Origin of the sequence: Streptomyces puniciscabiei, assembly GCF_006715785.1 — a bacterium.
In the GTDB taxonomy this organism is placed as follows: Bacteria; Actinomycetota; Actinomycetes; order Streptomycetales; family Streptomycetaceae; genus Streptomyces; species Streptomyces puniciscabiei.
Genome location: NZ_VFNX01000001.1, coordinates 3,083,453 through 3,109,670, shown reverse-complemented (window position 1 = coordinate 3,109,670; position 26,218 = coordinate 3,083,453). Strand labels below are relative to the sequence as shown.

General features: G+C 70.3%; 26 protein-coding genes and 2 tRNA genes. 14 read left to right on the top strand and 14 right to left on the bottom strand.

From position 1 onward, the window contains the following. Positions 1-316: 316 nt before the first annotated feature. The gene (locus FB563_RS14205; RefSeq protein ID WP_055707446.1) at positions 317-865 is read right to left on the bottom strand and encodes a hypothetical protein; all 549 of its coding nucleotides are present in this window, start codon (positions 863-865) and stop codon (positions 317-319) included. Positions 866-1,059: 194 nt separating this feature from the next. Here FB563_RS14205 and FB563_RS14200 point away from each other — a divergent pair, with 194 nt between their 5' ends. Together FB563_RS14200 and FB563_RS14195 are read left to right on the top strand one after the other, a co-directional pair. After that, a complete protein-coding gene (locus FB563_RS14200; RefSeq protein WP_055707445.1) occupies positions 1,060-1,542 on the top strand; it encodes a hypothetical protein in 483 nt (160 codons plus the stop codon). A 155-nt stretch (positions 1,543-1,697) separates the two neighbouring features. Beyond that, positions 1,698-1,886, top strand: coding sequence for a ferredoxin (locus tag FB563_RS14195; RefSeq protein WP_055707444.1), 189 nt, complete (start codon positions 1,698-1,700; stop codon positions 1,884-1,886). A gap of 27 nt (positions 1,887-1,913) precedes the next feature. Here FB563_RS14195 and FB563_RS14190 read toward each other — a convergent pair whose 3' ends face one another. Beyond that, a complete protein-coding gene (locus tag FB563_RS14190) occupies positions 1,914-2,693 on the bottom strand; it encodes a glycosyltransferase family 2 protein (protein ID WP_055707443.1) in 780 nt (259 codons plus the stop codon). Positions 2,694-2,891: 198 nt separating this feature from the next. After that, entirely contained in the window at positions 2,892-3,248 is a 357-nt protein-coding gene (locus tag FB563_RS14185) for a DUF6344 domain-containing protein (protein ID WP_055707442.1), read from the bottom strand. A 349-nt stretch (positions 3,249-3,597) separates the two neighbouring features. Here FB563_RS14185 and FB563_RS44005 point away from each other — a divergent pair, with 349 nt between their 5' ends. Next, entirely contained in the window at positions 3,598-3,726 is a 129-nt protein-coding gene (locus tag FB563_RS44005; RefSeq protein ID WP_003999697.1) for a DLW-39 family protein, read from the top strand. A gap of 239 nt (positions 3,727-3,965) precedes the next feature. After that, positions 3,966-5,357: a hypothetical protein gene (locus FB563_RS14175; RefSeq protein WP_079048884.1), complete on the top strand. Its 1,392-nt coding sequence runs from the start codon at positions 3,966-3,968 to the stop codon at positions 5,355-5,357. On the opposite strand, the gene FB563_RS14170 is transcribed toward FB563_RS14175, so the two are convergent. Then, positions 5,321-6,835, bottom strand: coding sequence for a serine/threonine-protein kinase (locus FB563_RS14170; protein WP_142218690.1), 1,515 nt, complete (start codon positions 6,833-6,835; stop codon positions 5,321-5,323). The genes FB563_RS14175 and FB563_RS14170 overlap by 37 nt on opposite strands. A gap of 225 nt (positions 6,836-7,060) precedes the next feature. Continuing rightward, positions 7,061-7,609 (bottom strand): helix-turn-helix domain-containing protein, encoded by a 549-nt coding sequence (locus FB563_RS14165; protein WP_142218689.1) that lies wholly within the window; start codon positions 7,607-7,609, stop codon positions 7,061-7,063. Between the two features lie 185 nt (positions 7,610-7,794). Between FB563_RS14165 and FB563_RS14160 the strand changes: the two genes are divergently transcribed. Beyond that, positions 7,795-7,867: transfer RNA gene (locus FB563_RS14160), tRNA-Ala, on the top strand. Positions 7,868-8,231: 364 nt separating this feature from the next. Here FB563_RS14160 and FB563_RS14155 read toward each other — a convergent pair. Beyond that, a complete protein-coding gene (locus FB563_RS14155) occupies positions 8,232-8,930 on the bottom strand; it encodes a DUF5324 family protein (protein WP_055705802.1) in 699 nt (232 codons plus the stop codon). A 282-nt stretch (positions 8,931-9,212) separates the two neighbouring features. Between FB563_RS14155 and FB563_RS14150 the strand changes: the two genes are divergently transcribed. Together FB563_RS14150 and FB563_RS14145 are read left to right on the top strand one after the other, a co-directional pair. Further along, a complete protein-coding gene (locus tag FB563_RS14150) occupies positions 9,213-9,743 on the top strand; it encodes a peptidylprolyl isomerase (protein WP_055705801.1) in 531 nt (176 codons plus the stop codon). Positions 9,744-9,903: 160 nt separating this feature from the next. Continuing rightward, a complete protein-coding gene (locus FB563_RS14145) occupies positions 9,904-10,794 on the top strand; it encodes a rhomboid family intramembrane serine protease (protein WP_055705800.1) in 891 nt (296 codons plus the stop codon). Positions 10,795-11,043: 249 nt separating this feature from the next. Here FB563_RS14145 and crgA read toward each other — a convergent pair whose 3' ends face one another. Beyond that, the gene (crgA, locus tag FB563_RS14140; protein ID WP_055705799.1) at positions 11,044-11,298 is read right to left on the bottom strand and encodes a cell division protein CrgA; all 255 of its coding nucleotides are present in this window, start codon (positions 11,296-11,298) and stop codon (positions 11,044-11,046) included. 154 nt (positions 11,299-11,452) lie between these two features. On the opposite strand from crgA, the gene FB563_RS14135 reads away from it, so the two are divergent. Genes FB563_RS14135 through FB563_RS14110 form a run of 6 tightly spaced genes read left to right on the top strand, consistent with a single transcriptional unit; the run spans position 11,453 to position 15,792 of the window. Beyond that, a complete protein-coding gene (locus FB563_RS14135) occupies positions 11,453-12,241 on the top strand; it encodes a DUF881 domain-containing protein (RefSeq protein ID WP_055705798.1) in 789 nt (262 codons plus the stop codon). A 43-nt stretch (positions 12,242-12,284) separates the two neighbouring features. Beyond that, complete coding sequence (locus tag FB563_RS14130; RefSeq protein ID WP_055705797.1) at positions 12,285-12,977, top strand: class E sortase; 693 nt, start codon at positions 12,285-12,287, stop codon at positions 12,975-12,977. 52 nt (positions 12,978-13,029) lie between these two features. After that, entirely contained in the window at positions 13,030-13,191 is a 162-nt protein-coding gene (locus tag FB563_RS14125; RefSeq protein ID WP_199832791.1) for a hypothetical protein, read from the top strand. Then, positions 13,188-13,826, top strand: coding sequence for an aminodeoxychorismate/anthranilate synthase component II (locus FB563_RS14120; protein WP_055705796.1), 639 nt, complete (start codon positions 13,188-13,190; stop codon positions 13,824-13,826). The genes FB563_RS14125 and FB563_RS14120 overlap by 4 nt, the downstream gene beginning before the upstream one ends. Further along, positions 13,823-15,025 carry a class E sortase gene (locus FB563_RS14115; RefSeq protein WP_055705795.1) on the top strand — a complete coding sequence of 401 codons (1,203 nt, stop codon included), beginning with the start codon at positions 13,823-13,825 and terminating at the stop codon, positions 15,023-15,025. The genes FB563_RS14120 and FB563_RS14115 overlap by 4 nt, the downstream gene beginning before the upstream one ends. 14 nt (positions 15,026-15,039) lie before the next feature. Further along, positions 15,040-15,792, top strand: a complete 753-nt coding sequence (locus FB563_RS14110; protein ID WP_055705794.1) for a class E sortase — start codon at positions 15,040-15,042, stop codon at positions 15,790-15,792. 80 nt (positions 15,793-15,872) lie between these two features. Here FB563_RS14110 and pknB read toward each other — a convergent pair whose 3' ends face one another. From pknB to FB563_RS14075, 6 genes are all read right to left on the bottom strand, one after another. After that, complete coding sequence (gene pknB / locus FB563_RS14105) at positions 15,873-17,879, bottom strand: Stk1 family PASTA domain-containing Ser/Thr kinase (RefSeq protein ID WP_055705793.1); 2,007 nt, start codon at positions 17,877-17,879, stop codon at positions 15,873-15,875. Positions 17,880-18,066: 187 nt separating this feature from the next. Further along, positions 18,067-19,530 carry a peptidoglycan D,D-transpeptidase FtsI family protein gene (locus FB563_RS14095; protein WP_142218688.1) on the bottom strand — a complete coding sequence of 488 codons (1,464 nt, stop codon included), beginning with the start codon at positions 19,528-19,530 and terminating at the stop codon, positions 18,067-18,069. Continuing rightward, a complete protein-coding gene (locus tag FB563_RS14090) occupies positions 19,527-20,966 on the bottom strand; it encodes an FtsW/RodA/SpoVE family cell cycle protein (protein ID WP_142218687.1) in 1,440 nt (479 codons plus the stop codon). The genes FB563_RS14095 and FB563_RS14090 overlap by 4 nt, the downstream gene beginning before the upstream one ends. Before the next feature lie 27 nt (positions 20,967-20,993). Continuing rightward, positions 20,994-22,544, bottom strand: a complete 1,551-nt coding sequence (locus FB563_RS14085; protein WP_199832982.1) for a Stp1/IreP family PP2C-type Ser/Thr phosphatase — start codon at positions 22,542-22,544, stop codon at positions 20,994-20,996. A 132-nt stretch (positions 22,545-22,676) separates the two neighbouring features. Further along, positions 22,677-23,207 carry an FHA domain-containing protein FhaB/FipA gene (locus tag FB563_RS14080; RefSeq protein WP_055709289.1) on the bottom strand — a complete coding sequence of 177 codons (531 nt, stop codon included), beginning with the start codon at positions 23,205-23,207 and terminating at the stop codon, positions 22,677-22,679. Positions 23,208-23,217: 10 nt separating this feature from the next. After that, positions 23,218-24,087 (bottom strand): FhaA domain-containing protein, encoded by an 870-nt coding sequence (locus FB563_RS14075; RefSeq protein WP_142218686.1) that lies wholly within the window; start codon positions 24,085-24,087, stop codon positions 23,218-23,220. Between the two features lie 653 nt (positions 24,088-24,740). Here FB563_RS14075 and FB563_RS14070 point away from each other — a divergent pair. Further along, positions 24,741-24,824 (top strand) — tRNA-Leu (locus FB563_RS14070). Between the two features lie 335 nt (positions 24,825-25,159). Here FB563_RS14070 and FB563_RS14065 read toward each other — a convergent pair. Next, on the bottom strand, positions 25,160-25,948 hold the full coding sequence (locus tag FB563_RS14065; RefSeq protein WP_055710560.1) for an Fpg/Nei family DNA glycosylase: 789 nt from the start codon (positions 25,946-25,948) through the stop codon (positions 25,160-25,162). Positions 25,949-26,218: the final 270 nt, after the last annotated feature.

Here is a 26,218-nt window from a genome sequence, read left to right as displayed (position 1 = left end):
GCCCCGTGCTCGTGCAGACAGCCCCTGGCGGCGAAGGATCTCGGCCAATTTCGATCAGCCCGTGAACCTCCGGATCGGCTCCCTTCTTCGGCCCGTGTCGAGCCGACGCGGCACGGGTCGAGACCTCGCCCCGTCCGGCACCGGTCCCCACGAGGGGAGGGACCGGCGCCGGACGGGCAGGGGATGGTGTGTTCCGGGCGGGCTGGACGACCGGTGGGCCGGGTGATGTTTCACGTGAAACACCGCTCAGGTGAACCACCGTGCGATGCCGGGCACATGGCCGTATAACCGGAACACTCGGTATGTGTGGAACGCCTCAGCGGATCGTCGTGCTCGCCTCGAGCCACCCCGCCGCTCGGGCCATGGCCACGGCGTGGTGTTCGGCCTCCTGGGCGGAGGCGTTCAGGGCCGCGTCCTGTCCTCGCGCGCTGCCACCGGCCGCGAGAGCGGCGGCCTGGGACGCCGCCAGCGCCGCGCGCAGGGCGGCGGCGGAGGCCGTGGAGGTGGTGCGGGATGCGAGGGAGCCCGTGGCCGCGGCTGTGCCGCAGCCGTCCCGTGCCGCGGCCACCTGGGCGGCCAGTGCCGCGGTGGCGGCGGCGTTGCGGGCGCATCGTGCGTCCGCGGCGGGGTCAGGGGTGGACGCGGTGAGCGCGGCGAGGGACTCGGCCGACAGGCGCAGCGCGTTGGCGGCGCGGCCGACGGGGTCCGTCGGGACGACCTCGGCCGCGTCCTGGCCGACACCGGCGTACCGGCACGCGGCGACCGCACGGGCGTAGGCGCTGTGCGCGCGGGCCCCGTGGAGCCTGCGCAGCGCCTCGGCCTCCTCCGTGACCGCTCCGGCCCCCGCTTCTTCCCGTCCGCTCATCCTCGGCCTCCCTCGTCCGGGACGACACCGCACTCTGGTCCTGGGTGCGGGCAGGGTGCCACGTCGGCCTTGAAGAGGCCAGAAGCGCGGCTGGGATGCCGGGGCGGCCCTGGATATCTGACGAACCGTCAGATACGGTGCCCACCGACGGCTGTTCCCGAGGTGAGAGTCCCGCTCCCGAAGGGGTGAGTGTCATGCACAAGCGTCCCCCGTGCCCGCGACCGCACGGTGTTCCGCGCTGGGTCGCGATGTTCCACCAGCCCGCACAGGACTCCTGGACGGTGGGCGCCGAGTCCCCCGACCGGGATTGCGTGCTGTACGCCGTCGGCGACATGACCCAGACCCTGCGGGCGCGCGACGAGGAGGCGGTGGTCGCGCTGTGGGGGCCCAGGGACGGCGCCTGGCACCTCTTCGACGCCCCGGCCGGCAGGGCGCCCGCTCCCGCCCCGGCCGACTCGGCCGACCGGCCCGTGCCCGGTGCCGGTGAACCGGCCAGGCTCGCGGAACGCATGACGGACCGCCGGCACCAGGTGCTCATGGCCGGACTGAGCAAGGCGGGCCTGTACGACCTGAGCGCCGAGGACGGCGAGGCGGTCCGGACGATGGCCGACCTGCTCGACGAGCCCACGGTCCGCCGCGTGGCCCACTGGCTGTCGGTCGCGGGCCGGGAGCGGTAGGGCGAAGGGGGCCGGTTCGGTTCGGCGACCTGCAGGGGGCATGCCGGTTCGGCGAGCGGACGGTACCGCGAACGTTGGCTCGAACCGGGCCGGTTCGGCGAGCGGTGCGACGGGCAGTGACGTCCAGAAAGCCACCGTCCAGGACTGGAGGACGCATGAAGGTCTCCGTCGACCGCTCCCTGTGCTACGGCTCCGCCGAGTGCGCGCACCGGGTGCCGGCCGTGTTCGCGTTCGAGGACGGCTACGGCGTCGTACGGCCCGGCCGGGAGGGGGCCGCCGGCGACCCGCAGGTCCAGGAGGCGGCCGAGAAGTGCCCCTCGCAGGCGATCAGGCTCACGGAGTAGGGACCCGGTGCGCCCCCATGGAGCCACTCACGCGGTGGACGACGTGCCGGCGGGCCCGGCCGGGTAGGACCACTTGAAGTCGGCCAGCGCGCGAGCCCGGGCCTCGGCGACCGCCATCCGGGCCGTGCGCTCGACGGGGTCGACGTGGGACGCCTGGCCCGTGACCTGGCCCTCCCACTTGCGGTACAGCAGGCCGACCTCCGCCGAGAACCAGCCGCGGCTCACCGCGTCCAGCGCCAGCAGCAGGCCCGTGTCCTCGGACGCCGGCAGGGCCATCCAGCCGCCGAGCGCGACGAGCAGCTCGCGCCGGACGCACAGGGTCGCCGGGTGGACCGGGGCGCGGAAGTCGTTCCGCTTCCAGTGGTCGAGCACGACGCCGCGCTCCAGCGGGCCGTCGTCCGGATCGCCGGGGAAGCCCACCGTCGAACCGTCCGGCAGCAGGTCGAGGGCCCGGGAGGTCGTCCAGCCGACGGTGCGGTGTGCCTCCAGCACGGCCATGTCGCGGGACAGCGCGCCCGGCGTGAGCCGGTCGTCGGCGTCCAGGACCTTCACATACGCGCCCCCGGCGCGCGCGAGCGCGATCGTGCGGGCCACTCCGGGCCCGCCGGGCCGGCCCTGGCCGAAGCTCACCCGCGTGTCGTCGGGGACGTACGGGCGGACCTCGTCCGTCGTGCCGTCCTGCTGGATCACCCACTCCCACTCCCAGCCACCGGGAAGCCGCTGCTCGCACAGGGACGCGTAGGCGTCCGGCAGGAACCGCGCGGACGGGCCGTGGACAGCGGTGACAACGGTGACGCGCCGGGTCACGGCAGCACTCACCCCTTTCCGGGATCGTGGGAGGCATCGTCGGTCTGCCGGCCATGGTTCCAGGTGCGTCGGTCATGGTTCCGGGCGGGAAAAGCGCGAGACCCCCGGCCGAACCCGGCCGGGGGTCTTCCGTGTCGACTGGTGCGTACGCAAGTCGCCATGTGGTCGAGACGTTGCGGTACTGCGTGAGGCCGACCGTCAGCAGTCGAGCGTGGCCGCCGAGGGACCTTCAGGAGTGGTCGCGGTGTCCGACTGGGTGTCGGTGAGGGGGCGGTGCCGGCAACGGGGGGACTTTCCGTGGGCCTCGGCCCGGATGCGCTGCTTCATCGTGGGGGGCAGGGCACTGGCGTGGGAACGTGACCAGTGACGTGGCGCTGGGATCGTCGGGACCGTCGGGATGGTCCGGTGCGCGGTGCCGGTGCTGGGGCCCTCGTTCTTGGGAGCGGCCGCCGCGGTCGTGGCGGTCGTCGTGGTGACGAGTCCGAGCGCCGTGCACAGCGCGAGGAAGGCGGTGACGATTGCGGTCCACATCTTCATGACCTTGTTCTGGGCCATGGCCCCTCACTTTCGGGTTGGGCGATTTGCGTACTTTCCTCATGATGTGTATGAGCGCCGCGAAGTGGTGGACCGACGCCCGTGGCGCGTCGATGTTCCGATGAACACCACCCGGATGGCCCCAAGGGGGCCGGAAAACCCCCAAAACCTGGTGAGGGTGAGCGAAGGGGGAGCAAAGTAACCGTCCGTGGGGGTGTGATCACCCTCCGATCGGAACAGCGCCGGACCTGGCCTATTGCGCTGCCGGAGGCGGGAGTTGGGGCCCGACGTAGGTCACCGATCGATATCGGTCGGTGTGTATAGTCGGGCGCCAGAGGTCCCCTACGTCAAGGAAAGACGAGGTCGCGCGGTGAAGAAGCTGCTCCTGGTCGCACTGGCCGCCATCGGCGGGCTCCTCGTGTACCGCCAGATCCAGGCGGATCGCGCCGAGCAGGATCTGTGGACGGAGGCGACTGACTCCGTGCCCACGGGTTCGTGAGTGCCGATACCAGAATCTGAACCTGGCCCCGACCGCCCCGCGCGGTCGGGGCTTTGTGTTGTCCACGGCCCCGCCCGTGTGTTGCGGCAACTCGCCGGGTGCTGTAGTCGCCGGGCCTCGCCCGACCGGGCGTTGCCCGGTGGTGCCGGGTGTTTCGGACGGCCGTACGCGTTGCCCGGATGACGCAAGGGTGTACGGGGCAGGATGGAGCGCGGTCCGGTACGACTGGGGAGGGCGGCGTGCGGGAGTGTACGGCGAGGTGGTGGCGGTACGGGCGCCGGGCGGGCTCCGGCGCCCCGCGGACGGCGGTGCTGACCGCGCTGTGCGCGCTGCTCGTCCTGCCGGGCGGTGCGGCGTCCGCGTACGGGCAGGCGACCGCCGCCGGGACCGGGGCGCCGGAGGCGTACGCCTTCGCGCCCGGTGTGCGGCCCGTCGTGGGCACGACGGGCCCCGCGACGGCACCGCGGCTGGAGGCGGGCCGCACCTACCGCAGCTCCCTGCCGAGAAACGGCAAGCTCTACTACCGGCTCGAATTCGGGGCCACGGACACGGCCTACGTCCCCGTCACCGCCGTACCCCCGGCGAGCGCCACCGTCTCCGCCACCGATGGCATCGGCGTGTCGGTCCAGGACGCCACCGGCACACCCTGCTCCTTCGCCGGCGCCCGCTTCGGCGCCGGGCTCAGCCCGCGCCCGGTCACCGCGCTGGGCCGGCGGGAGACCGGCAAGGCCCTGTGCCAGGGCAGGGGGACGTACTACCTGGTCGTCCGGCGCCTCGACACCCAGGGGTCCGGTACGGCCGCCACGGGGCAGCGCTGGGACCTGGAGATCGCGCCCGTCACGGAACCGCGTACGGCGCGGGCCGGGGCCACCACCGCGCCGCAGGCTTGGGACTCCGCCACCCCCGAGCCGCTCACCGGTGAGCCCCGCGACCGCCCCGGCGGCGCCGGTTTCGCCTCCGCGAGCCCGCTGGGCCAAGGGGTCTGGGGGACCTCCCTCGTGCCCGGCGAGACCCGGTTCTACAAGGTCCCGGTCGACTGGGGCCGACAGCTCCACGCCTCCGCCGAACTGGGCAGCGCCACCGGCCACGGCTATGTCGGCGGTGCCCTGGACCTCTCCCTCTACAACCCCGTCCGCGGCTACGTCGAGGACGCCGCCCTCGGCTACACCGGCACGCAGAAGCCCGCCGTGCTCGGCCCGCTCCCGCCGGTGGAGTACGCCAACCGCTACGCCGCTCCCGCCGGGGTGACCTCCGTCCGCTTCGCCGGCGCCTACTACCTGGTGCTGCATCTCAGCGAACAGATGGCCGGCCCGTTCGGGCGCGGGCCCTTCGGGGTGACCCTGCGGGTCCGGGTGACGGGGCGGGCGCACGCCGGCCCCGGGTACGCCGGGCGGTCCGTGCCGGGGGAGGTGTTCGCGGTCTCGGCGCAGGACCGGGAGGCGGCGCTCACCGGGACCACCGGGGGCGGGGACGATCCCGTGATGACACTGGTCGCGATCGGCGGGATCGGCCTCGGGACGGTACTGCTGATGGTGCTCGCCGGCTGGACGGTGACGGCGCGGCGGACCGAGCGGCATCGGCGGACCCAGCGGATTCAGACGCGGGTCAACGCCCAGAAACCCACGGCGTAGCAGGCCAGCGCCAGCAACAGCATCGGGACCGCGACCCTGGCCGGCGGCCCGGGCCGCCGTGCCCGTCTGGACCGGCGCGCCGCGCGCCCTGGCCCGCCCGGGACCGGCTGAGCCGGAGCGGGAACCTGCGCGTCCTGAGCGGTGTACGAAGCGGTGGAGGCATCACCCCGCTGCCCCGCCGTCGCACCGGGAGACGGCACGGACGCCCACGGCGCGTGCGGGGCTTGGGGATCGTGCCGAGCGCGGGTGCTGCTGCTCGGGGGGCCCGCGTACGGCCCGTGAAAGGGAAGGTGAGAGGGGGGAGAAGGGAGTGAGGGGGTCTGGAGCTGTGCGGCCTGCGGGGAGTACGGCTCGAAGGACCGCGGATCCTGGGCGGGGGCCTGCGGATCCTGGGCGGAGGCGGGGGAATCCAGCGGCGGCGGCAGACGGAAACTGCCGGTGTCCGAGAGGGAGCCGGTGCCCGTGTCGGCGCCCGAATCCGTACCGCCGACGCCCCCGCCGGCGGCACCGGCGCCCCCCGCGGCACCGGCACCCCCCGCGGCGCCGGGGCTCGTGTCCGTGTCCTCGGCCAGTTCCACGGCGACTCCCGAGGCCCTCCTGAGGGGACCTTCGGGGCCGAACCCCGGCGGCAGCGGGCCGAGTTGGTCGAAGATCTCGATCAGCTCGTCGTCCGGTTCGGGCGCCGGCAGCAGCTCCGCCGCGGCGGCGAGCGCCTTGCGGGCACCCGTGGCGGTGCGGAAGCGCGCGGCCGGGTCGGGCTGGAGCAGTGTGGCCACGACCTGCCAGAGCGGTTCCGGGATGCCCTTGGGCGGGTCGGGTGTCCCGTTGTCCAGGAAGTACTGCACGAGCGCCTTGGCGTCAGGCTTGGCGCCCTCGAGCAGATACAGGGCGACCAGGCCCACGGCGAACAGGTCGGCGGGAAAGTCGGGTTCGGCGCCGAGTATCTGCTCGGGGGCGAGATAACCCGGCGTCCCCACCACGAGGTTGGTCTCCGTCAGACGGGGCTCGCCGAGCCGCATGGCGATGCCGAAGTCGGACAGCCGCAGCCGCGGCCTGCCGGTCCCGGTGGCCTCCAGCAGGACGTTGGCGGGCTTGATGTCCCGGTGGATGACGCCCTCGGCGTGCACGGCGGCCAGACCCGACAGGAGCTGGTCGAGCAGGGTGCACACGAACGCCGGCGGCAGGGGGCCGTAGTCGCCGACGAGGTGGACCAGGGAGCCGCCGGCCACCAGGTCCATGGTGAAGAGCACCTTGTCGTCGTCGGCGGCCCAGCTGGCCGGCGCGAGGACATGGGGGTGATCGATCCGCAGGGCCTGCTCCCGTACGAAGCGCAGCAGGGAGTGGGCGTCGCGCTGCTGGAGCACCTTGGCCGCCACATAGCGCCGTCGGCGGTGGTCCCAGGCACGCCATACCGCGCCCACGCCCCCGCGCCCGATCGGGTCGGCCAGCTCGTACCGGCCGGCGAACACCTCACCCATGGCAGCCCATCGCTCCTCCCCCGGGAACCCACGCCGGTCCCCCTGCCCCTCGTTTCCCCGCTTCCCCCTGGGCTCCCCCGGTACCCCTGTGACGAGTGATACGACCCCGCTCCACGTCCGAGGACCGGTCCACCCCCATGGACCGCCCACCCCTCGCTCAGTCGTCCCTCACCGGACTCGGCCCGGCCCGGTCCCCGGACCCCCTCCGGGGACCGGACCACGGTCCTAGTTCTGGTGGGACTGGTAGTGCGCGACGGCGTCGGAGGTGCGGCCGGCGCCGTAGACGCGGAGGAACTCCGCCAGCTCGGGATGGGTCGGCGCGAGGCTGTCCGCGGCGTCGATGATGTCGCCCGCGGCGGCCACCGAGCGCAGCAGCGACTGGATCTCGCGGACCACCCGCTTGACCGTCGGCGCCCCCGAACCGCTGGTGGTCTGGGTGGTGTTGTTGAGCACAGAGCCCCCCTGGGACTTCTTGATCTCGTCCATGCGCTCGGTCGCCTCGGCCGCGCTCACACTGCCGTCCGCGACCTGCGCCGCCAGCTCCTGCAGCAGCTGCACCCGCTGGACCACGGCAGGATTGCCGATCTTCGCGCGCTGGCCGCTCATCAACTGCGAGAGCATGGGAGCGGACAGCCCGAGGACCGCCGCGAGACGGGCCTGGTTGAGCCCGAGATCGTCGATGAGCTTACGGAAGAGCGCCCCCAACGGCTCCCCGTACCAGTTCCGCTGCAGCTCCCGCGCTCTCGCGGTGGCTTCCTGCTGTGCGGCGTCCATTGCGTCTCCCCATCGCTTCCCCTAAAAAACCGCGCGGTTCGCTGTAGCGAACCACGTCGAGCATCTTACGGAGCGTGGTCATTCGCGGGGACCCCCAATCTTTTTGCGGGATACCCGGGGTGACCCGGTACTCTGGTCTGCGGCGCCCACCGGAACGCGGTTCCTCCGGTCGGCCGCTGCTACCCGGGGCCTTAGCTCAGTTGGTAGAGCGCCGTCTTTGCATGGCGGATGTCAGGGGTTCGACTCCCCTAGGCTCCACGTCAAAATGCCTCCCGACCTGCGGAAACACAGGGCGGGAGGCATTTTTCGTATGAGGGACCGCTGCCGGTACGCACGGTGGCGCCGTGGTGACAGAAAGAAGCGGGGCCGACGCTCGACCGGTGAGGTACAGGGCGGCGGCGGTGAACGCCGGTCCCGTCGGACACCAGCCCCGTCGAACACCGGACGGATCCGATTCGGTGTTCCCCGTTCAGCGGCCCCGTTCCCCAAGGACGAAGTCCATTTGTCCGATGGGCCGTTGGACCTCGGGTGTTTCACGTGAAACGGGCCGCGGGGAGGCGAGCATCAACTCGACTGACCCACGGCCCGATTGGCGGCCGACGTCACGTGATCGTGTCCCGGGCTACTGCTGGTCGTCCTCGTTCGCGGCGTCCTCCTCGGCCTGCTTCGCCTGGACCTCGGGATCCAGAGGCGAGGTGCCGTCCACCGAGCTGATCCGGGCGCCGGACTCCGGTACCTCCGTCGCGGCCGGCGGCTCGACCAGCCAGTCGGGGTTGGCCTGCTTGTCCCACCACTTCCAGGCGGCGAAGGCCCCACCGGCCAGCACGGCCAGCAGCGCCAGCGCCTTCACGGTCCGGCCGGCCCTGGACCGACGCTCGTGCCGCCGGGCCAGCTTCTGGATCTCCTCCGCCGGGACCTGGCCACGCAATGCGGCCAGGGCCGCTGCGCCACGCGCGGCGGCCTCCTCGCGGACCGGGGCGGTCGCGGCCACGGCCTGCTCGATCCTCGGGCGCGAGTACTCGGCGGCCTGCCGGGCAGCCTTACGCGCGCGGATCGCTGCCTCCTGCGCCGCCAGGTCCACCTTCTGCGGCACATGCGCACGAGCCTGCTCCAGGCGCGGGGCGAGCCGGGCGTCGTACTGCACGCGGGCCTGTTCTGCGGCCTGCGACACCACGGGCGCCAGCCGTACGCGTGCCTCTTGCGCGTAGAGCGCGGCACGCTCCTTGGCCGTGTCGGCGTAAGGCGCCACCACTTCCGCGGCGTGCAGCACGCTGTCCTTCGCCGAGCCGGTCGCGGCGCGCACGCTGTCGATGCGGGTCACGGGTTCCTCCTCCTCGGTGGCGTACGGTATTTCGACTTTCCACCCTTTTACGGATCATGCCTGCCAACCGTCGGTGCGGCATGCGAGCGCAGGCATATGGGTGCCGATTGCTCCCTTCGACGGGAATCCGGGTGAATCCCGGGCAATCCGATCCTGCCGTCGACACTGCCACGAATCGCCGCCGAGCGCTGCCTTCCGGGCGGAACTCGTGGCTGCCGGGCGACGTACGGGCCCGACCGTGCGAGGATCGGAGAGTCACAGGAAGACAACGGAAGGCAGATCGTGGCTGAGCAGCTTTACGCCACCCTGAAGACCAACCACGGCGACATCGTGGTCCAGCTTTTCCCGAACCACGCACCGGAAACGGTCCGGAACTTCGTCGAGCTGGCCCAGGGCGAGCGGGAGTGGACTCACCCCGGTACGGGTGAGAAGAGCAAGAAGCCGCTCTACAACGGCACGATCTTCCACCGTGTCATCAGCGGCTTCATGATCCAGGGCGGCGACCCGCTGGGCAGCGGTATCGGCGGCCCGGGCTACAAGTTCGGGGACGAGTTCCACCCGGACCTGTCCTTCAACAAGCCCTACCTGCTGGCCATGGCCAACGCCGGCCCGGGCACCAACGGCTCGCAGTTCTTCATCACCGTCGCCCCGACGACGTGGCTGAACCGCAAGCACACCATCTTCGGCGAGGTCACCGACCCGGCCAGCCAGAAGGTCGTCGACGCCATCGCCGGCGTGCCCACCGGCCGCAACGACCGCCCGGCGGAGGACGTCGTGATCAACGAGGTCGTCGTCGAGAAGCGCGAGGGCTGAGCCCGCCTCTCCCCGGACAACCCCGCGGGAAGACGCCGGGACGTCCCGCAGGGACACACCGGAACATCCCGCAGGGAACCAAACGCCCCGCTCGTCCGTACCAAGGATGAGCGGGGCGGGGCATTGCCGGGGGCAGTCCCACGACGAACAAGGGGAACCGATGGACCACGCCGAAGGCAGCACGCAGAACGCCGCCCACCGCGTGCCCGTGTGCTACCGGCACCCGGACCGCGAGACCGGCGTGCGCTGTACCCGCTGCGAGCGCCCCATCTGCCCCGAGTGCATGGTCAGCGCCTCGGTCGGCTTCCAGTGCCCCGAATGCGTGCGCGGCGGCAGCGGCAGCGGACCCGCACCCACGGCATCCCGGCCCCGCACGATCGCCGGCGGCTCGGTCACGGCCGACCCACGGCTGTTCACCAAGGTGCTGATCGGCATCAACATCGCGGTCTTCCTGCTGCAGCAGGCCGTGGGCTACAGCTTCACCGACCGGTTCGAGCTGATCGGCCGGGCTCCGTTCGGCCTGCCCGAGGGCGTCGCGGAGGGGCAGTACTACCGCCTGTTCACCGCGATGTTCCTGCACTCGCCGACCAACTTCAGCCACATCCTGTTCAACATGCTCAGCCTGTGGTGGATCGGCGGCCCCCTGGAAGCGGCTCTCGGCCGCGCCCGCTACCTCTCGCTGTACTTCGTCTCCGGCCTGGCCGGCAGCGCGCTCACCTATCTGCTCGCCGCGCCCGCCTCCGCCTCGCTCGGCGCCTCCGGAGCGATCTTCGGCCTCTTCGGCGCGACCGGCGTACTGATGCGCCGGCTCAACTACGACCTGCGCCCCCTGATCGCCCTGCTGGTGGTCAACCTGATCATCACCTTCATCCCGGGCTTCAACATCGCCTGGCAGGCCCACATCGGCGGTCTCGTCGCCGGTGTCGCCGTCGGCTACGCGATGATCCACGCGCCGCGCGAGAAGCGGACGCTGGTCCAGTACGGCGCCTGCGCGGTCGTACTCGCCGTCGTGGTGGTGCTCACGCTGGTCAGGACCGCTCAGCTCACCTGATACCGAACCGTTGTCCACAGGCTGTGGCGGATCTTGTGCACCGCGTGCGGGCACAACTGTGCCCCCTGTCGCTCGGATGCGTTTTCGCAGGTCGGACAGGGGGCGAACAGGTGTATGGCGGCCGCTTGGCCAGTCACACCGGCGTCAACGCCCGATGAGTTATCCACAGATCGTAGTTTCTTTTCCCCAGGGAGATTGTGGACAGCACCCCTGGCCTGTGGATAACTCGGCGGATAGCCCTGGGCAGAGCTACTTCCACTGCGTGGAGACCCCGAAGCCGGCGGCGATGAAGCCGAAGCCGACCACGATGTTCCAGTTGTTCAGCGCGTTGATGGGAAGCGAGCCGTCGGTCACGTAGAAGACGACGATCCAGGCCAGGCCGATGATGAACATGGCCAGCATGACAGGCGCGACCCAGCCGCGGCTGTTCAGCTTGATCGCCTGTGCCTGCTTCGCCGGCGGCGGCGTGTAGTCGGCCTTCTTGCGGATACGTGACTTCGGCACGAGGGTCTCTCCTGTCGATGCGCTGCGTGGCCGCGCAGGTAAACCGGTTCGGGGCTCGGGGCAGCGTACAAGGGGCCATGATGGCGACTCTGTGTGCTCCCCCGGGCGTCCGTTAGCGTAGTGCTTCCGTGGCGCCGAAGGAGATAAGGGTACGTTGAGCAATTCTGCCGACTCCCCCGGGACGCAATCAACGGGCTCCGGCCCTGGCGGCCGCCTGCGTTTCCGCCCCGTGCGGGTACTCACGGCGGCGGTCTTCGCCCTCGCGGGACTGATCTTCTTCACCAGCTTCGACACGGCCAAGGGCACCGACATCCGTCAGGACGGGTCTCTGCTGAAGCTGTCGGACCTGATCCAGCAGCGCAGCCGCAAGAACAAGGGGCTGGACGAGTCCAACGCGGCGCTGCGCGGGAGCGTGGAGTCCCTCGCGGAGAGCGACGACGGCAGCAGCAAGGCGCAGGACCGCAGGCTCAGCGGGCTGGAGCAGAGCGCCGGCACCCAGAAGCTCACCGGCCGTGCCATCACCGTCACCCTCAATGACGCCCCGCCCAACGCCACCGCCAAGCTTCCCGGCTATCCCGAGCCGCAGCCCGACTACCTGGTCATCCACCAGCAGGATCTGCAGGCCGTGGTGAACGCGCTGTGGCAGGGCGGCGCCCGGGGCATCAAGGTCATGGACCAGCGGCTGATCTCCACCAGCGCCGTGCGCTGCGTCGGCAACACGCTGATCCTGCAGGGCCGGGTCTACTCACCGCCGTACAAGATCACTGCGGTCGGTGATCCGGACAGGCTGCAGCAGGCGCTCGCGGCGAGCAAGGCGATCCAGACGTACATGGTGTACGTCAATGTCTACGGCCTCGGCTGGAAAGTGACCGACGACGGGACGGTGACTCTTCCGGGCTACTCGGGCACAGTGGATCTGCACTACGCGAAGCCCGTGCAGTAGCCATCCGTCAGCCGTACGCCAGCCATCCGTCCCGGAGGCGCCGGTGCGCGTGATCGTCCGGACCGTCAGCGAGCTGTGCATCACCGTCGGCGCCCTGATCGTGCTCTTCGTCGCCTACGTGCTGTTCTGGACGGGCGTGCGGGCCGACGGCGCCATGAACGACCAGATCGACCAGTTGCACCGGCAGTGGGCGAAGGGGAGCGTGCAGCCGACGGCGACCGCTCCGGGCGAGCAGACGATCAAGGCGACGCGGCCGGATCCGTACCACTACGGCAAGGCCTTCGCGATCATGTACATCCCGCGGCTCGGTTTCACGTGGAACAAGCCGGTCCTGGAGGGCACCGGCCGGGACGTCCTGGCGAAGGGGCTCGCCCACTACGCGGGCACCGCACAGCTCGGCCAGGAGGGGAACTTCGCGGTGGCCGGTCACCGGCGCACGTACGGTGATCCGTTCAAGGACTTCCCGGAGCTGCGGCCGGGGGACGCCGTGGTCCTCACGGACGGGACGACCTGGTTCACGTATCGGATCGACAAAGGGCCCTACAAAACGGTGCCGACCGACGTTGAGGTGATCGACCCTGTGCCACGTAAGTCCGGGTATACGCGACCGGGCCGGTATCTGACCCTGACGACGTGCGATCCGGAATGGGGGCACAGTCATCGGCTGATCGTCTGGGCGCACCTGGACTCCACACAGTCTGTGGAGGCAGGCGAACCGGAGGCTCTGCGCCGTTAGTCTGGTGGCGTACGGCGTGAGTCAGGTGCCGTGGGGATACGGAAGGAACGGCATGTACGGCTGGATCTGGCGGCATCTGCCGGGCAACGCGTGGATCAAGGCGCTGATCTCCTTCGTCCTGGTCCTGGCCGTGATCTACATCCTCTTCCAGTACGTCTTCCCCTGGGCCGAACCACTGCTGCCCTTCAACGATGTGACGGTGGACAACCAGTGAGTGCGCGGATTCTCGTCGTCGACAACTACGACAGCTTCGTCTTCAACCTCGTCCAGTACCTGTATCAGCTGGGTGCCGAGTGCGAGGTGCTGCGGAACGACGAGGTGTCGACGGCGCATGCCCAGGACGGATTCGACGGGGTGCTGCTCTCGCCCGGACCGGGGACGCCGGAGGAGGCGGGCGTGTGCGTGGACATGGTCCGGCACTGCGCGTCCACCGGCGTGCCGGTCTTCGGGGTGTGCCTCGGCATGCAGTCGATGCAGGTGGCGTACGGCGGTGTGGTGGACCGGGCGCCGGAGCTGCTGCACGGCAAGACCTCGCTGGTGGAGCACGAGGGCAAGGGCGTCTTCGCGGGTCTGCCCTCGCCCTTCACCGCGACCCGCTACCACTCTCTCGCCGCCGAGCCGGCGACGGTCCCGGCCGAGCTGGAGGTGACCGCCCGCACCCACGACGGCATCATCATGGGCCTGCGGCACCGTGAACTCCGGGTCGAGGGTGTGCAGTTCCACCCCGAGTCGGTGCTGACCGAGCACGGGCACCGGATGCTGGCCAACTGGCTGGTGGAGTGCGGCGACGCGGGCGCCGTGGCGAGGTCGACGGGGCTGGCCCCGGTGGTGGGCAGGGCCACGGCGTGACCGCGCTGCGCCCGGAACGCGAGACCGATGCCTCGTACGGGGATCAGTCGTACGAGGCTTCCGGTGCGCTTGAGGACTGGGACGCGGCGGGCGCGGCGTACCAGGAGCGGTACAGCCGGCCGTACGGCGGACCGCACGGCGGACCGCACGGCGAGTCGCAGGGCGCGTCCTCGTCCCCTGATCCGTACGGTGGCACGTACGGCGCCCCGTATCCGTACCGGGATGACGCCCGTCCCGTCCTCGACGACGAGACGATGGCGCTGCGGATCGCCGGTGATCCGCCCTCGGGCAGCGGCAGCGAGGTCACAGCCACCCCCACCGCCTCCAGGGCCTCTGCAGCCTCTTCAGCCTCCTCCGGCGCCGGACCCGCCGCCGGTGGCCGCGCGGCCCGCAGAAAGGCCGCCAAGCGCCGTGGCGGGCGCCATGGCGGCCGACGGGAGGCGGCACCCTCGGAGCCGGCGGACTCGGCGGAGCCCGGCCGGCCGCTGTCCCGGGTGGAGGCACGGCGGCAGGCGCGCCTGCGCAAGCCGAGCCCGGGCGTCATCGCGAGCCGGGCGATCGGCGAGGTGTTCATCACCACCGGCGTGCTGATGCTGCTGTTCGTCACCTATCAGCTGTGGTGGACCAACATCCGCGCGCACGCGCAGGCGGGCAGCGAGACGCACCAGCTCCAGGACGACTGGGCGAGCGGCAAGCGCAACCCGGGGGTCTTCGAGCCGGGGCAGGGTTTCGCCATCCTGCACATTCCCAAGCTGGACGTGGTCGCGCCGATAGCGGAGGGCGTCAGCAAGGAGAAGGTCCTCGACAAGGGCATGGTCGGGCACTACGGCGAGCCCCCGCTGAAGACCGCGATGCCCGATGCCAAGACCGGTAACTTCGGTCTCGCGGCGCACCGCAACACGCACGGCGAACCGTTCCGCTACATCAACAAGCTCAAGCCCGGTGACGCGGTCGTGGTCGAGACGCAGGACGAGTACTTCGTGTACAAGGTGACCAGCACGCTGCCGGTGACCTCGCCGTCAAACACCAGCGTGCTGGACCCCGTTCCGCGGGGCTCGGGCTTCACCGGACCCGGCCGCTACATCACCCTCACCACATGCACACCGGAGTTCACCAGCAAGTACCGGCTGGTCGTCTGGGGCAAGATGGTCGAGGAACGCCCGCGCAGCAAGGGCAAGCCGGATGCGCTCATCGAGTAGGGGCTAAGGAAACTGTGGCAGCGACCGCCGACGACACCGAAGAACACACGGACGCGTCCGACCCGGAGCCCGCCGCGCGCCGTCGGCGTCCCGGGCGGATCGCCATGACGGTCAGCGTGGTGGGCGAAATCCTCATCACCGCCGGTCTGTTGCTCGCCCTCTTCGTCGTCTACTCCCTCTGGTGGACGAACGTGATAGCGGACCGCAAGGCGGACAAACAGTCTGAAAAGGTCCGCCAGCACTGGGCGCACTCCACGGACTCCGCTCCGGGTGCCCTCGACACCAAGGACGGCATCGGCTTCCTGCACGTGCCGTCGATGAAGAACGGCGTGGTCCTGGTCGAGAAGGGCACGAGCACGGACGTCCTGAACGACGGTGTGGCCGGCTACTACACGGACCCCGTCAAGGCGACCCTCCCCATGACCGGCAAGACCGGCAACTTCACCCTCGCGGCCCACCGCGACGGCCACGGCGCCAAGTTCCACAACATCGACAAGGTGAAGAAGGGCGACCCGATCGTCTTCGAGACGCGGGACGACTGGTACGTCTACAAGGTCTTCTCGATCCTGCCGGAGACCTCGAAGTACAACGTCAAGGTCATCGACCAGCTCCCGAAGGAGTCCGGCAAGAAGAAGCCGGGCCACTACATCACCCTGACGACCTGCACTCCGGTGTACACCTCGGAGTACCGGTATGTGGTGTGGGGGGAGCTGGTCCGGGTGCAGAAGGTCGACAGCAAGCGGACTCCGCCCGAAGAACTGCGATGAGGTGACGGGGCCCCTTGTGGGGGGCCAGAAGAATGGGCCCCACCAAGACGGTGGGGCCCATTGTCGGATGCCGGGGAGCGTCAGCCGGCGTTGCCGCCGATGAAGCCGCCGTTGCCGTTGCCGCCGTTGCCGCCGTTGTTGCCGCCGAAGCTGATGGTCGTCAGCGTGACCGGGGTGCCACCGGGGTTGTCCACCTGCTGGTTCGGCTTCGGATCCTGGGACGAGACGATCGCGGTGTCGCTGCCGTCACTGCCGGGGGCGAACTGGATGTTGGTGAAGCCTGCCGCCGTCAGCATCTGCTTGGCCACGGCCACCGTACGACCACGGACGTCCGGCACCTGCGTCTGCTGGTTGTTCTGGAGCTTGCCGACGTTGATGGTGACCGGCGTGTTCTTGGAGACCGGCTGGCCCGCCGGGGGGTTGGTCGAGATGACCTTGCCGTCCTGGTTGGGGTCGGTGGTCGGGCTGTCGTTGCAGGTCGGCACCAGACCCAACTGCTGGAGCGTGGCCTTCGCGGCGTCGCAGGACTGACCGACGATGTTGTCGGGGATCGTCACCTTGTCCTCGGCCTTGGCGACCGTGAGGGTGATCGTGGTGCCCTTCTGCTTGCTCGTGCCGCCCGGCGGGTCCTGGCTGATGACCACTCCGGGCGTCTGGGCCGAGACCTGGGTCTGCTTCTCGACCTTGAAGCCCTTGTCCGTCAGCTGGGACTGGGCCTGGTCGAACTGGAGCCCGCGGACGTCCGGCACGTTCACCTTCGGCGCGCCGGTCGACACCGTCAGGTTGACCGTGGTGCCCTTGTCCACTTCCTTCTTGGCCTGCGGGTCCTGGTCGCAGACATTGCCCTTCGGCTGGTCGTCGCAGGGCTTCTTCGTGACCGACACCTTCAGGTCGACGTTCTCGGCCATCTTCCGGGCCGTGCCCTCGCTCTGGCCGATGAACGCCGGCACCGGCACCTTGCCGTTGCCGTTGTTGTTGCTGGCGACCCACTTGCCGATCAGGATCGCGCCGATCAGGACCAGGATGCCGGCGACCACCAGGAGGATCGTGGAGGTGTTGGACTTCTTCTGCTGGCGGCCCCGGCGGCCGGGGCCTTCGTCGTAGCCGTAGCCGCCGTCGTCCGGGTTCATCGGCGGGAGCATGCTGGTGGCGCCCGCGCCGGCGTCGGCGCGCAGGGCCGTCGTCGGCTGGTCGTCGGGGTAGCCGCCGTAGCCCACGGCACCCAGCGCGGCCGTCGCGGCGACCGGCTGGCCGTCCAGGCAGGCCTCGATGTCGGCGCGCATCTCGTCGGCCGACTGGTAGCGGTAGTTCGGGTCCTTGACCAGCGCCTTGAGGACGATCGCGTCCATCTCGGGGGTGATCTCGGGGTCGAAGACCGACGGGGGCTGCGGCTCCTCACGGACGTGCTGGTAGGCCACGGCCACCGGGGAGTCGCCCACGAAGGGGGGCCGTACCGTCAGCAGCTCGTAGAGGAGGCAACCCGTCGAGTAGAGGTCCGAGCGCGCGTCGACCTGCTCGCCCTTCGCCTGCTCCGGCGAGAGGTACTGGGCCGTGCCGATCACCGCCGCGGTCTGGGTCATGGTCATGCCGGCGTCACCCATGGCGCGGGCGATGCCGAAGTCCATCACCTTGACCTGGCCGTTGCGTGTCAGCATGACGTTGGCCGGCTTGATGTCGCGGTGGACGATGCCGTTGCGGTGTGCGTACTCCAGGCCCTGGAGGATGCCGATGGTCATCTCCATCGCGCGCTCGGGCAGGAGCTTGCGGCCGGAGTGAAGAAGCTCACGGAGCGTGGAGCCGTCGACGTACTCCATCACGATGTACGGGATGGAGACCCCGTCGATGTAGTCCTCGCCCGTGTCGTAGACCGCGACGATCGCGGGATGGTTGAGCGAGGCGGCCGACTGGGCCTCCCGGCGGAACCTGGCCTGGAAGGAAGGGTCGCGTGCCAGGTCGGCGCGCAGGGTCTTCACTGCCACGGTGCGGCCGAGGCGGGTGTCATGCGCGAGGTAGACCTCGGCCATGCCACCACGGCCGAGCACCTGGCCCAGCTCGTACCGGCCGCCGAGGCGACGCGGCTCTTCCATAGCTACCTACCAGCCCTCTCCGTCGGTCCCGGCCGCACAGTCGTGTGCGGCCGGAGGCTGCCGTCCGGGCCTACCGTACCCGGCTCGCTTTGTGTGACCTGGCCAAGCCCGTAACCCGATACAGGACCGGTATCGCAACGTGCGGCGATGTGGAGGAGACGTGAGCGGCGTCACCTTCCGGGGCAGATCACTTCTTGGATTGGATGACCGCCTCCATGACGCTCTTCGCGATCGGCGCGGCCAGGCCGCCACCGGAGATGTCGTCGCGGTTGGCGCTCTCGTCCTCGATCACCACGGCCACGGCGACCGGCGAGCTGCCGTCGGGCATCTTGGCGAAGGAGATGAACCAGGCGTACGGGTTGGCGCTGTTCGCCACACCGTGCTGCGCGGTACCGGTCTTGCCGCCCACGGTGACGCCGTTGATCTTCGCGTTCGTACCGGTGCCCTTCTCGACCACCGTCTGCATCATCGACTGCAGGATCTGCGCGTTGGCCGGCGACAGCGGCCGGCTCATCTCCTCCGGCTGCGTCTTCTCGACCGGGTCGACGTTGGAGGACTCCAGCTGGTCGACCATGTACGGCTTCATCAGCTTGCCGTCATTGGCGACCGCCGAGGCGACCATGGCCATCTGCAGCGGCGTCGCGGCGGTGTTGTACTGGCCGATGGAGGACAGCGCGGTCTGCGACTGGTTCATGTTGTCGGAGAACACCGAGGGGTAGGCGCGGACCGGCGTGTCCTGCGGGGAGTCGAAGCCGAACTTCTTCGCCTCCGCCAGCATCTTGGCGTTGCCGAGGTCGGAACCGATCTTGCCGAAGACCGAGTTGCAGGAGTACTGCAGCGCCGTGCGCAGCGTGGCGTTCTTGCAGGGGATGTTGCCCTCGTTCTTCAGCGGCAGCCGGGTGCCCGGCATGATCCACGGAAGCGGCGAGTTCGTCTGCTCGTCGGCCGACTTGTACAGCCCGTTCTCCAGCGCCGCCGCCGCGGTGACCACCTTGAAGGTGGAGCCCGGCGGGTAGGTCTGGCGCAGCGCCCGGTTCACCATGGGCTCGGCCTTGTCCTTGGTCAGGGTGGTCCAGGCCTTGCCGTCCGACCCACCGGCGATGGTGGAGGGGTCGTACGAGGGGTAGGAGGCCATCGCGAGGATCTTGCCGGTGGACGGCTCCAGAGCGACCACGGCACCCTTGCTGCCCTGCTGCTTCAGACCGTCGAACGCCGCCTTCTGCGCCGCCGCGTTGAGGGTCGTGACCACGTTGCCGCCCTGCCGCTGCTTGCCCGTGATCATGTCCAGGGTGTTGCGGAAGAAGAGCCGGTCGTCGTTGCCGGTGAGGATGCTGTCCTCGACGCCCTCCAGGTAGTTGCTGCCGTAGACCTGGGAGGAGTAGCCGGTGACCGGGGCCCACATGGCCCCGTCCTTGTAGGTGCGCTTGTACTTGAAGTCGCCGTGCGTGACCTGGACCGACCCGGTTATCGGGTTGCCATCGACGATGATGTCGCCGCGCGGGTGGGCGTACCGCTCGATGGAGACCCGGCGGTTGTCCTTCTCGGTCGCCAGCTGGTCGGCCTTGACGTACTGCAGGTAGTTGTCCCGGATCAGCAGGGCCAGGATGAGCAGGCCACAGAAGATCGCGATCCGGCGCAGGGGCTTGTTCATGACGGGCGGACCACCTGGGTCATCTCGGCGTCGGGGTTGGTGGCGGGGGTGGGCGCCGGGCGGCGGGCGGTGTCGCTGATGCGGATCAGGATGCCGATCAGCGCCCAGTTCGCGATCACGGACGAACCGCCGTACGCCAGGAACGGCATGGTCATACCGGTCAGCGGGATGAGCCCCATCACACCGCCGGCCACGACGAAGACCTGGAGTGCGAAGCCACCGGACAGGCCGATGGCCAGCAGCTTGCCGAACGGATCGCGGGCGGCGAGGGCGGTACGGATGCCACGCTCGGCGATCAGGCCGTAGATCAGCAGGATCGCCATGATGCCCGCCAGACCCAGCTCTTCGCCGAAGGTGGCGAGGACGAAGTCGGAGTTGGCGGCGAAACCGATCAGTTCGGAGTGGCCCTGGCCCCAGCCGGTGCCGAGAGTGCCGCCGGAGCCGAACGCCCACTGGGCCTGCATGAGCTGCTCGGAGTGGCCCGGCAGGCCCTGACGGCTGAGCTTGAACTCCTTCATCGGGTCGAGCCAGGCCTGCACACGCTGCTGCACGTGCGTCTCGAAGCTCGCCACGCCGACGGCGCCGACTGCGGACATCAGCAGACCGAAGACGATCCAGCTGGTCCGCTCGGTGGCGACGTACAGCATGATCACGAACATGCCGAAGAACAGCAGCGACGTACCGAGGTCGGTCTCGAAGACGAGGATGAGGATCGAGATCGCCCAGACGACGAGGATCGGGCCGAGGTCACGGCCACGCGGCAGATACAGCCCCAGGAAACGGCGGCTGGCCAGGGCCAGCGCGTCCCGCTTCACCATCAGATAGCCGGCGAAGAACACCGCCAGCACGAGCTTGGCGAACTCACCGGGCTGGATGGAGAAGCTGCCGACGTGGATCCAGATCTTCGCGCCGTACACGTTCAGGCCGAGGCCCGGGACCAGCGGCAGGAGCAGCAGGACCAGCGCGCCGACCATCGAGATGTAGGTGTACCGCTGCAGCGTGCGGTGGTCCTTGAGGAAGATCAGCACCACGGCGAAGAGCGCGATGCCCAGCGCCGTGTAGAGCAGCTGGTTGGCCGCCTTGCCGCCCGCGGCATGCATCTGCTGCAGCAGCCTCGACTGGTCCAGCCGCCAGATCACCACGAGCCCGAGCCCGTTGAGCAGCGTGGCCAGCGGCAGCAGCAGCGGGTCGGCGTACGGCGCGAACTTCCGTACGGCGAGATGGGCGACGCCGGCCAGCAGACCGAGACCGAGGCCGTAGGACAGCAGCCCGGCGGGCACCGAGTTGTTGATGGCCAGGCCCACGTTGGCGTAGGCGAACACCGGGATGACCACGGCGAAGACCAGCAGGGCCAGCTCGGTGTTGCGGCGGCTCGGCGCGCCGATCGCGCCGATCGTGGACGTGTGGTGCGTCGGCGAGTTAGTCGTACTGCTCATCGTGTGACAGGGCCTCTCGCGGCTCGGCTACTGCTTGCCGCACTGATCGACGACCTTCTGCTCATCCTCGGAGAGGCTCGGGCCGGGGTTCGGAGTGGCGGACGCGGACGGCGGCTTCGAAGGGGTCTTCGTAGCGGGCGCCGAACCGGATGGGTGCGGTGTCGGTGTCGTCGCCGCCTTGGACGTGAAGGCGGTACGAGTGGTTCCCGTGGTGCCCCCGGCCTCGCCCTGGCCCGTCTTCGCGTTCCGCTGGGACTCGGCGGCCTGGCGCTCCGCCTGCTTCCGGCACGCGGAGGCCTGCACCGACAGCGACTCGATCTTCGCCTGGGCCTGCTGCAGACCGCCCGCCGTGATCGTGTTCTTGACCTGCTTCTGCTGGTAGGGCGGCAGGTACTTGAGTTCGATCTCGGGGTGGTCCTTCTCCACCTTCGACAGCGACACCCAGGCCAGGTCCTGGCTGATGCCGCGGTACAGCGCCACGTGCTCGCCCTTGGCGCCGACGTAGTACTGCGTCTGCGTCCACCGGTAGCCGCCGTAGAGGCCGCCGCCCACGACGGCCAGGGCGAGCGCGCTGTACAGGGATCTCTTCAGCCACCTGCGCCGCCCGCGCGGCTTGGTGAAGTCGCCGTCGGCCCAGTCGTCGAAGCCGCCCGCCGGGACGTAGCCGGTGGTGTCGCCGGAGCCGGGCGGGCCGAACTCGCCGCCGCCGTGCCCGGGCTGCCTGCGGCCCAGGTGGGAGGCGCGGCCGGCCGGGGTCTGCATGATGCCGTTGTCGTGCAGATGGTGCTGGTTCTCGGCGACCGCGCCGACCACGACCGGCTGGTCGGACAGCTGCCCGGCGAGGGTGTCACCGGTGTCCAGGTCCAGGACGTCGGCGACGATGACGGTGATGTTGTCCGGGCCGCCGCCGCGCAGCGCGAGCTGGATCAGCTCCTGCACGGTCTCCTGCGGGCCCTGGTAGCTGGCGAGGGTCTCCTCCAGCGTCTGGTGCGAGACCACCCCCGACAGCCCGTCGGAGCAGATCAGATAGCGGTCGCCGGCCCGGACCTCGCGGATCGACAGATCGGGCTCGACGTGCTCGGCGCTGCCGAGGGCGCGCATCAGCAGGGAGCGCTGCGGGTGGGTGGTGGCCTCTTCCTCGGTGATCCGGCCCTCGTCGACGAGCCGCTGCACCCAGGTGTGGTCCTGGGTGATCTGGGTGAGGACGCCGTCGCGCAGCAGATAGGCGCGGGAGTCGCCGACGTGGACCAGACCGAGACGCTGTCCGGTCCACAGCAGCGCGGTGAGGGTCGTCCCCATGCCCTCGAGCTGGGGGTCCTCCTCGACCATGGCGCGCAGCTGGTCGTTGGCGCGCTGTACGGCCGTGCCCAGCGAGGTGAGGAGGTCGGAGCCGGGTACGTCGTCGTCGAGCGTGACCAGGGTGGAGATGACCTCGGAGGAGGCGACCTCGCCGGCCGCCTGGCCGCCCATGCCGTCGGCGATCGCGAGCAGGCGGGGACCGGCGTAACCGGAGTCCTCGTTGCCCTCACGGATCATGCCTTTGTGCGATCCGGCGGCAAAGCGCAGTGACAGACTCATGCGCACCTCGCCCGTCGGCTCCGGGTACAGCCGGTCGTGTCGAGCCACACTGCCCACCCTCCGGTCGGGAGCGCGCCGGAGACCGGGTGGCGGCCTGCCGCTGCGTGCTCGCTCCGCTCGCTCATTGTCGTACTACTTCCGCAGCTCGATGACGGTCTTGCCGATGCGGATCGGCGCGCCCAGCGGGATCGGCGTGGGGGTCGTCAGCCGGGACCGGTCCAGGTAGGTGCCGTTGGTGGAGCCCAGGTCCTCGACGATCCACTGGCCGTCGCGGTCCGGGTAGATCCTGGCATGGCGGCTGGAGGCGTAGTCGTCGTCCAGCACGATCGTGGAGTCGTGCGCCCGGCCCAGCGTGATCGTCTGGCCCTGCAGCGCGACCGTGGTGCCGGTCAGTGTGCCCTCGGTCACGACCAGCTTGGTGGGGGCGTTGCGGCCGCGCCGGCCGCCGCCCTGCTGCCCCCGCTGCTGCGGGGGCGCGGACTGCTGCCGGGCCGCCTGCCGGCCGCCCGGCTGCTGGGCGCGCCCGGCCTCCCTACGCGATCCGCGCTGGGTGACGCGCGTACCGAACAGGTCGCTCCGGATGACCTGCACGGCCACGATCACGAACAGCCACAGTACGGCCAGGAAACCCAGCCGCATGACCGTGAGGGTCAGCTCTGACATTGCCCCCGCTTCACCCTTCGGCTTGCCGGTAAATGATGGTGGTACTGCCCACGACGATCCGCGAGCCGTCGCGGAGCGTAGCGCGGGTGGTGTGCTGCCCGTCCACCACGATGCCGTTGGTGGAGCCGAGATCCTGGATCGTCGAGGGCGTTCCGGTCCGGATCTCGCAGTGCCGGCGGGAGACGCCGGGGTCGTCGATCCGCACGTCGGCGTCGGTGCTGCGGCCCAGCACCAGCGTCGGGCGGGAGATCTGGTGGCGGGTGCCGTTGATCTCGATCCAGTAGCGGGTGCGCCCGCCGCTCATCGGGGCGGCCGCGGGCCGCTGGGTGGCGGGCTGGGGGTAGCCGTAGCCGCCGGGGCGGGCGCCGGGCGGCGGCGCGGACGGCATCGGCGGCGCACCGGCGGGCGTGGCCGGCGGATAGCCGTAACCGCCCTGCGCGCCCTGCCCGGGGCGCCCGGGCGCCGGGGCGCCGGGGGCCTGCGGTGCCTGCTGGGCCTGGCTGCTGGACGAGGCCAGGGTGCGCGAGCGCACCCGGTACAGGCCGGTGTCCAGGTCGTCGGCCTTCTCCAGGTGGACCTTGATCGGGCCCATGAAGGTGTAGCGCTGCTGCTTGGCGTAGTCGCGCACCATCCCGGCCAGCTCGTCGCCGAGCTGCCCGGAGTAGGGGCTGAGACGCTCGTAGTCCGGCGCGCTCAGCTCCACGATGAAGTCGTTCGGTACGACGGTCCGGTCGCGGTTCCAGATCGTGGCGTTGTTGTCGCACTCACGCTGGAGCGCGCCGGCGATCTCCACGGGCTGGACCTCGGACTTGAAGACCTTGGCGAAGGTGCCGTTCACCAGACCTTCGAGACGCTGCTCGAACTTCTTCAGGACTCCCATGGGGCACCTCCTCCATCCTTGCCGTTGCCTTGCCCTGCTGTGTGGCCGCTGCCTTGCCTGTACTGCCTGTACTGCTGGTTCCGCCGGTACTGCTTACTGATCGTATCTACGCGCCCGGCAAACAGCCGGTTCCCCCAGCGACTCCCCTTCGAACTCCTGGTACGCACTCTTGCTGCCATGGATCGTAGAGGGGGGCGAAGACCAGTGTCCCGCACCTGGCTGTGGACCCGGTCCGCCTCCTGGGGAGATGCGGGGGACCGGTACGAGGTTGATACGTGAAGCAGGTCTCCTTGATACGTGCGGGAGGGACGGGGTGGGTAGGAGAGGGCGGCCCCGCCTCGGGGCGGCGGCCGGGAGCGGCTGCGGGAGCGGTTGCGTAAGCGGGTGGGGAAGCTTGCGAAAGCGGTTGCCGGGCGTGGCGTGGCGGGGGCGGGTGTGCGGGCGCGGGTGTGCGGCCGTGCGTGGCCGGCGCGGGGCGCGGGCGTGCGGGCGTGCGGGGCGTGACGGGGGCGCGGCGGGCCTGCGGTGCCTCGCTTGCCGGGCGGGTTCGGGCCGGAGGGAAGGGATGTGAACCCACCCCGTACGACGTGCTAATGTTCTGGGTGTCGGAAGGGGCCGGCCCGAAAGGGCAGGGACCGGAAGACACACCCAATGCGCGGGTGGCGGAATAGGCAGACGCGCTGGATTCAGGTTCCAGTGCCCGCAAGGGCGTGGGGGTTCAACTCCCCCCTCGCGCACAGAGACGAGACGGGTCTCTGCCAGTGACGGAAGTCACGGCAGGGGCCCGTCTCGCGTTGTGCGTATGAGGGTTGTGCGCACGGGGGTTGTCTGCACGGTGGTTGTGCTCATGGGGGCTGTGCCGGCTGTGCTTAGGGGGCTGTGCTCAGAGGGCTCGGCCGTGAGGGATCGCACAGCCTGTGGACGGACGGGGGAGGGCCGGGGCGGCCGCCTGTCCGTGAGCTATCTCACGGAGTCCGGAAGTCCGGACGGCCGGAAGTCCGGACGGCCGGACGGTCGTGCCTGGTTGGGGCGTCCGGCTTCCAGCATGCCGCCCGGGCTCCGGCCGTCGGGCTCATGCCTCGTACGGCTGGCACCTCGGGCACCACACCGTGCCGCGGCCGGCCAGCCGGGAGCGCCGCAGGTGGGTGTGGCAGCGGGGGCAGATCGGGTCGGGGTCGTCGCGGTGGCCGGTGAGCCACCCGGCGCGCGGTGGGACACAGCCAGCGGCGACCGCGGAACGCAGCGTGCGCCGCATGTGGGTGTACAGGTGCCGGCGCTGGCTCTGCGTCATGTCGCCCGCCCGGGTACGAGGGTGCAGTCCGGCCCGCCACAGGATCTCGTCGGCGAGCAGATTGCCGAGGCCGGCCAGGACGGACTGGTCGGTCAGCGCGGTTTTGAGGTGACCGCGGCGTGCGCAGAGCGCGGCCTCGAAGTCCTCACGGTCCACCGCAAGCGCGTCGGGACCCTGACGCTCCAGCAGCCGTGCGACATCGCAGTCGTCGTCGGCCAGCCAGAGGCCCTGGAGCTTGCGCTGGTCGCGGTAGCGGAGCTGACGGTCGCCACTGAGGTCGAACAGGACGCGGTCATGGGCCTCGACGGTGTCGTCGGGTCCGGCACAGAGCAGACGGCCGGTCATGCCGAAGTGCAGCAGGAGCGTGGGACCGCCGGTGTGGGCGAGCAGCCACTTGCCGTGCCGCTCCGGCTCGGTGAACCGCCGGCCCTCCAGGGCGTCGCGCAGCCGCCGTGCGCTCACCCCGTGCAGGACGCCCGTGTCGCGCACGTCCACGCGGCGGACGGCCCTGCCCTTCGCACAGGACACGAGCACCCGGCGGAAACCCTCGACGTCCGGCAGCTCAGGCACGACGGAGCCCTCCGGGCCGGGGAGCAGGTGCGGTCGTAGATGCTCGCTTCTGTCTCAGGTTCACGGCGGCCTCCTCGCTGCGCTGGGCCGACGCCGGTGGGGATGCCGATGCGGATGCCGACGGTCGTGCTGCCGAGTGCCCTGGGCGTTGCCGTTCTTACCGCTCCCCTGGGAGTGCGCCGGGCGCCTGTCCCGCACCGGCCGGTGGACGAGAGCTTCCTCACACGCCGGCAGCGCGGGTTGTCCACAGGGCGTCATCCACAGGGTCTG

What these genes read in the sequence shown, in the direction of transcription:
- FB563_RS14095 (WP_142218688.1), bottom strand. Translation starts at nt 19,530, where the DNA reads ATGAACAAGCCCCTGCGCCGGATCGCGATCTTCTGTGGCCTGCTCATC.
- FB563_RS14090 (WP_142218687.1), bottom strand. Translation starts at nt 20,966, where the DNA reads ATGAGCAGTACGACTAACTCGCCGACGCACCACACGTCCACGATCGGC.
- FB563_RS14195 (WP_055707444.1), top strand. Translation starts at nt 1,698, where the DNA reads ATGAAGGTCTCCGTCGACCGCTCCCTGTGCTACGGCTCCGCCGAGTGC.
- FB563_RS14200 (WP_055707445.1), top strand. Translation starts at nt 1,060, where the DNA reads ATGCACAAGCGTCCCCCGTGCCCGCGACCGCACGGTGTTCCGCGCTGG.
- FB563_RS14170 (WP_142218690.1), bottom strand. Translation starts at nt 6,835, where the DNA reads ATGGGTGAGGTGTTCGCCGGCCGGTACGAGCTGGCCGACCCGATCGGG.
- FB563_RS14075 (WP_142218686.1), bottom strand. Translation starts at nt 24,087, where the DNA reads ATGGGAGTCCTGAAGAAGTTCGAGCAGCGTCTCGAAGGTCTGGTGAAC.
- FB563_RS14185 (WP_055707442.1), bottom strand. Translation starts at nt 3,248, where the DNA reads ATGGCCCAGAACAAGGTCATGAAGATGTGGACCGCAATCGTCACCGCC.
- FB563_RS14085 (WP_199832982.1), bottom strand. Translation starts at nt 22,544, where the DNA reads ATGAGTCTGTCACTGCGCTTTGCCGCCGGATCGCACAAAGGCATGATC.
- FB563_RS14165 (WP_142218689.1), bottom strand. Translation starts at nt 7,609, where the DNA reads ATGGACGCCGCACAGCAGGAAGCCACCGCGAGAGCGCGGGAGCTGCAG.
- FB563_RS14125 (WP_199832791.1), top strand. Translation starts at nt 13,030, where the DNA reads ATGTACGGCTGGATCTGGCGGCATCTGCCGGGCAACGCGTGGATCAAG.
- FB563_RS14205 (WP_055707446.1), bottom strand. Translation starts at nt 865, where the DNA reads ATGAGCGGACGGGAAGAAGCGGGGGCCGGAGCGGTCACGGAGGAGGCC.
- pknB (WP_055705793.1), bottom strand. Translation starts at nt 17,879, where the DNA reads ATGGAAGAGCCGCGTCGCCTCGGCGGCCGGTACGAGCTGGGCCAGGTG.
- FB563_RS14080 (WP_055709289.1), bottom strand. Translation starts at nt 23,207, where the DNA reads ATGTCAGAGCTGACCCTCACGGTCATGCGGCTGGGTTTCCTGGCCGTA.
- FB563_RS14145 (WP_055705800.1), top strand. Translation starts at nt 9,904, where the DNA reads ATGGACCACGCCGAAGGCAGCACGCAGAACGCCGCCCACCGCGTGCCC.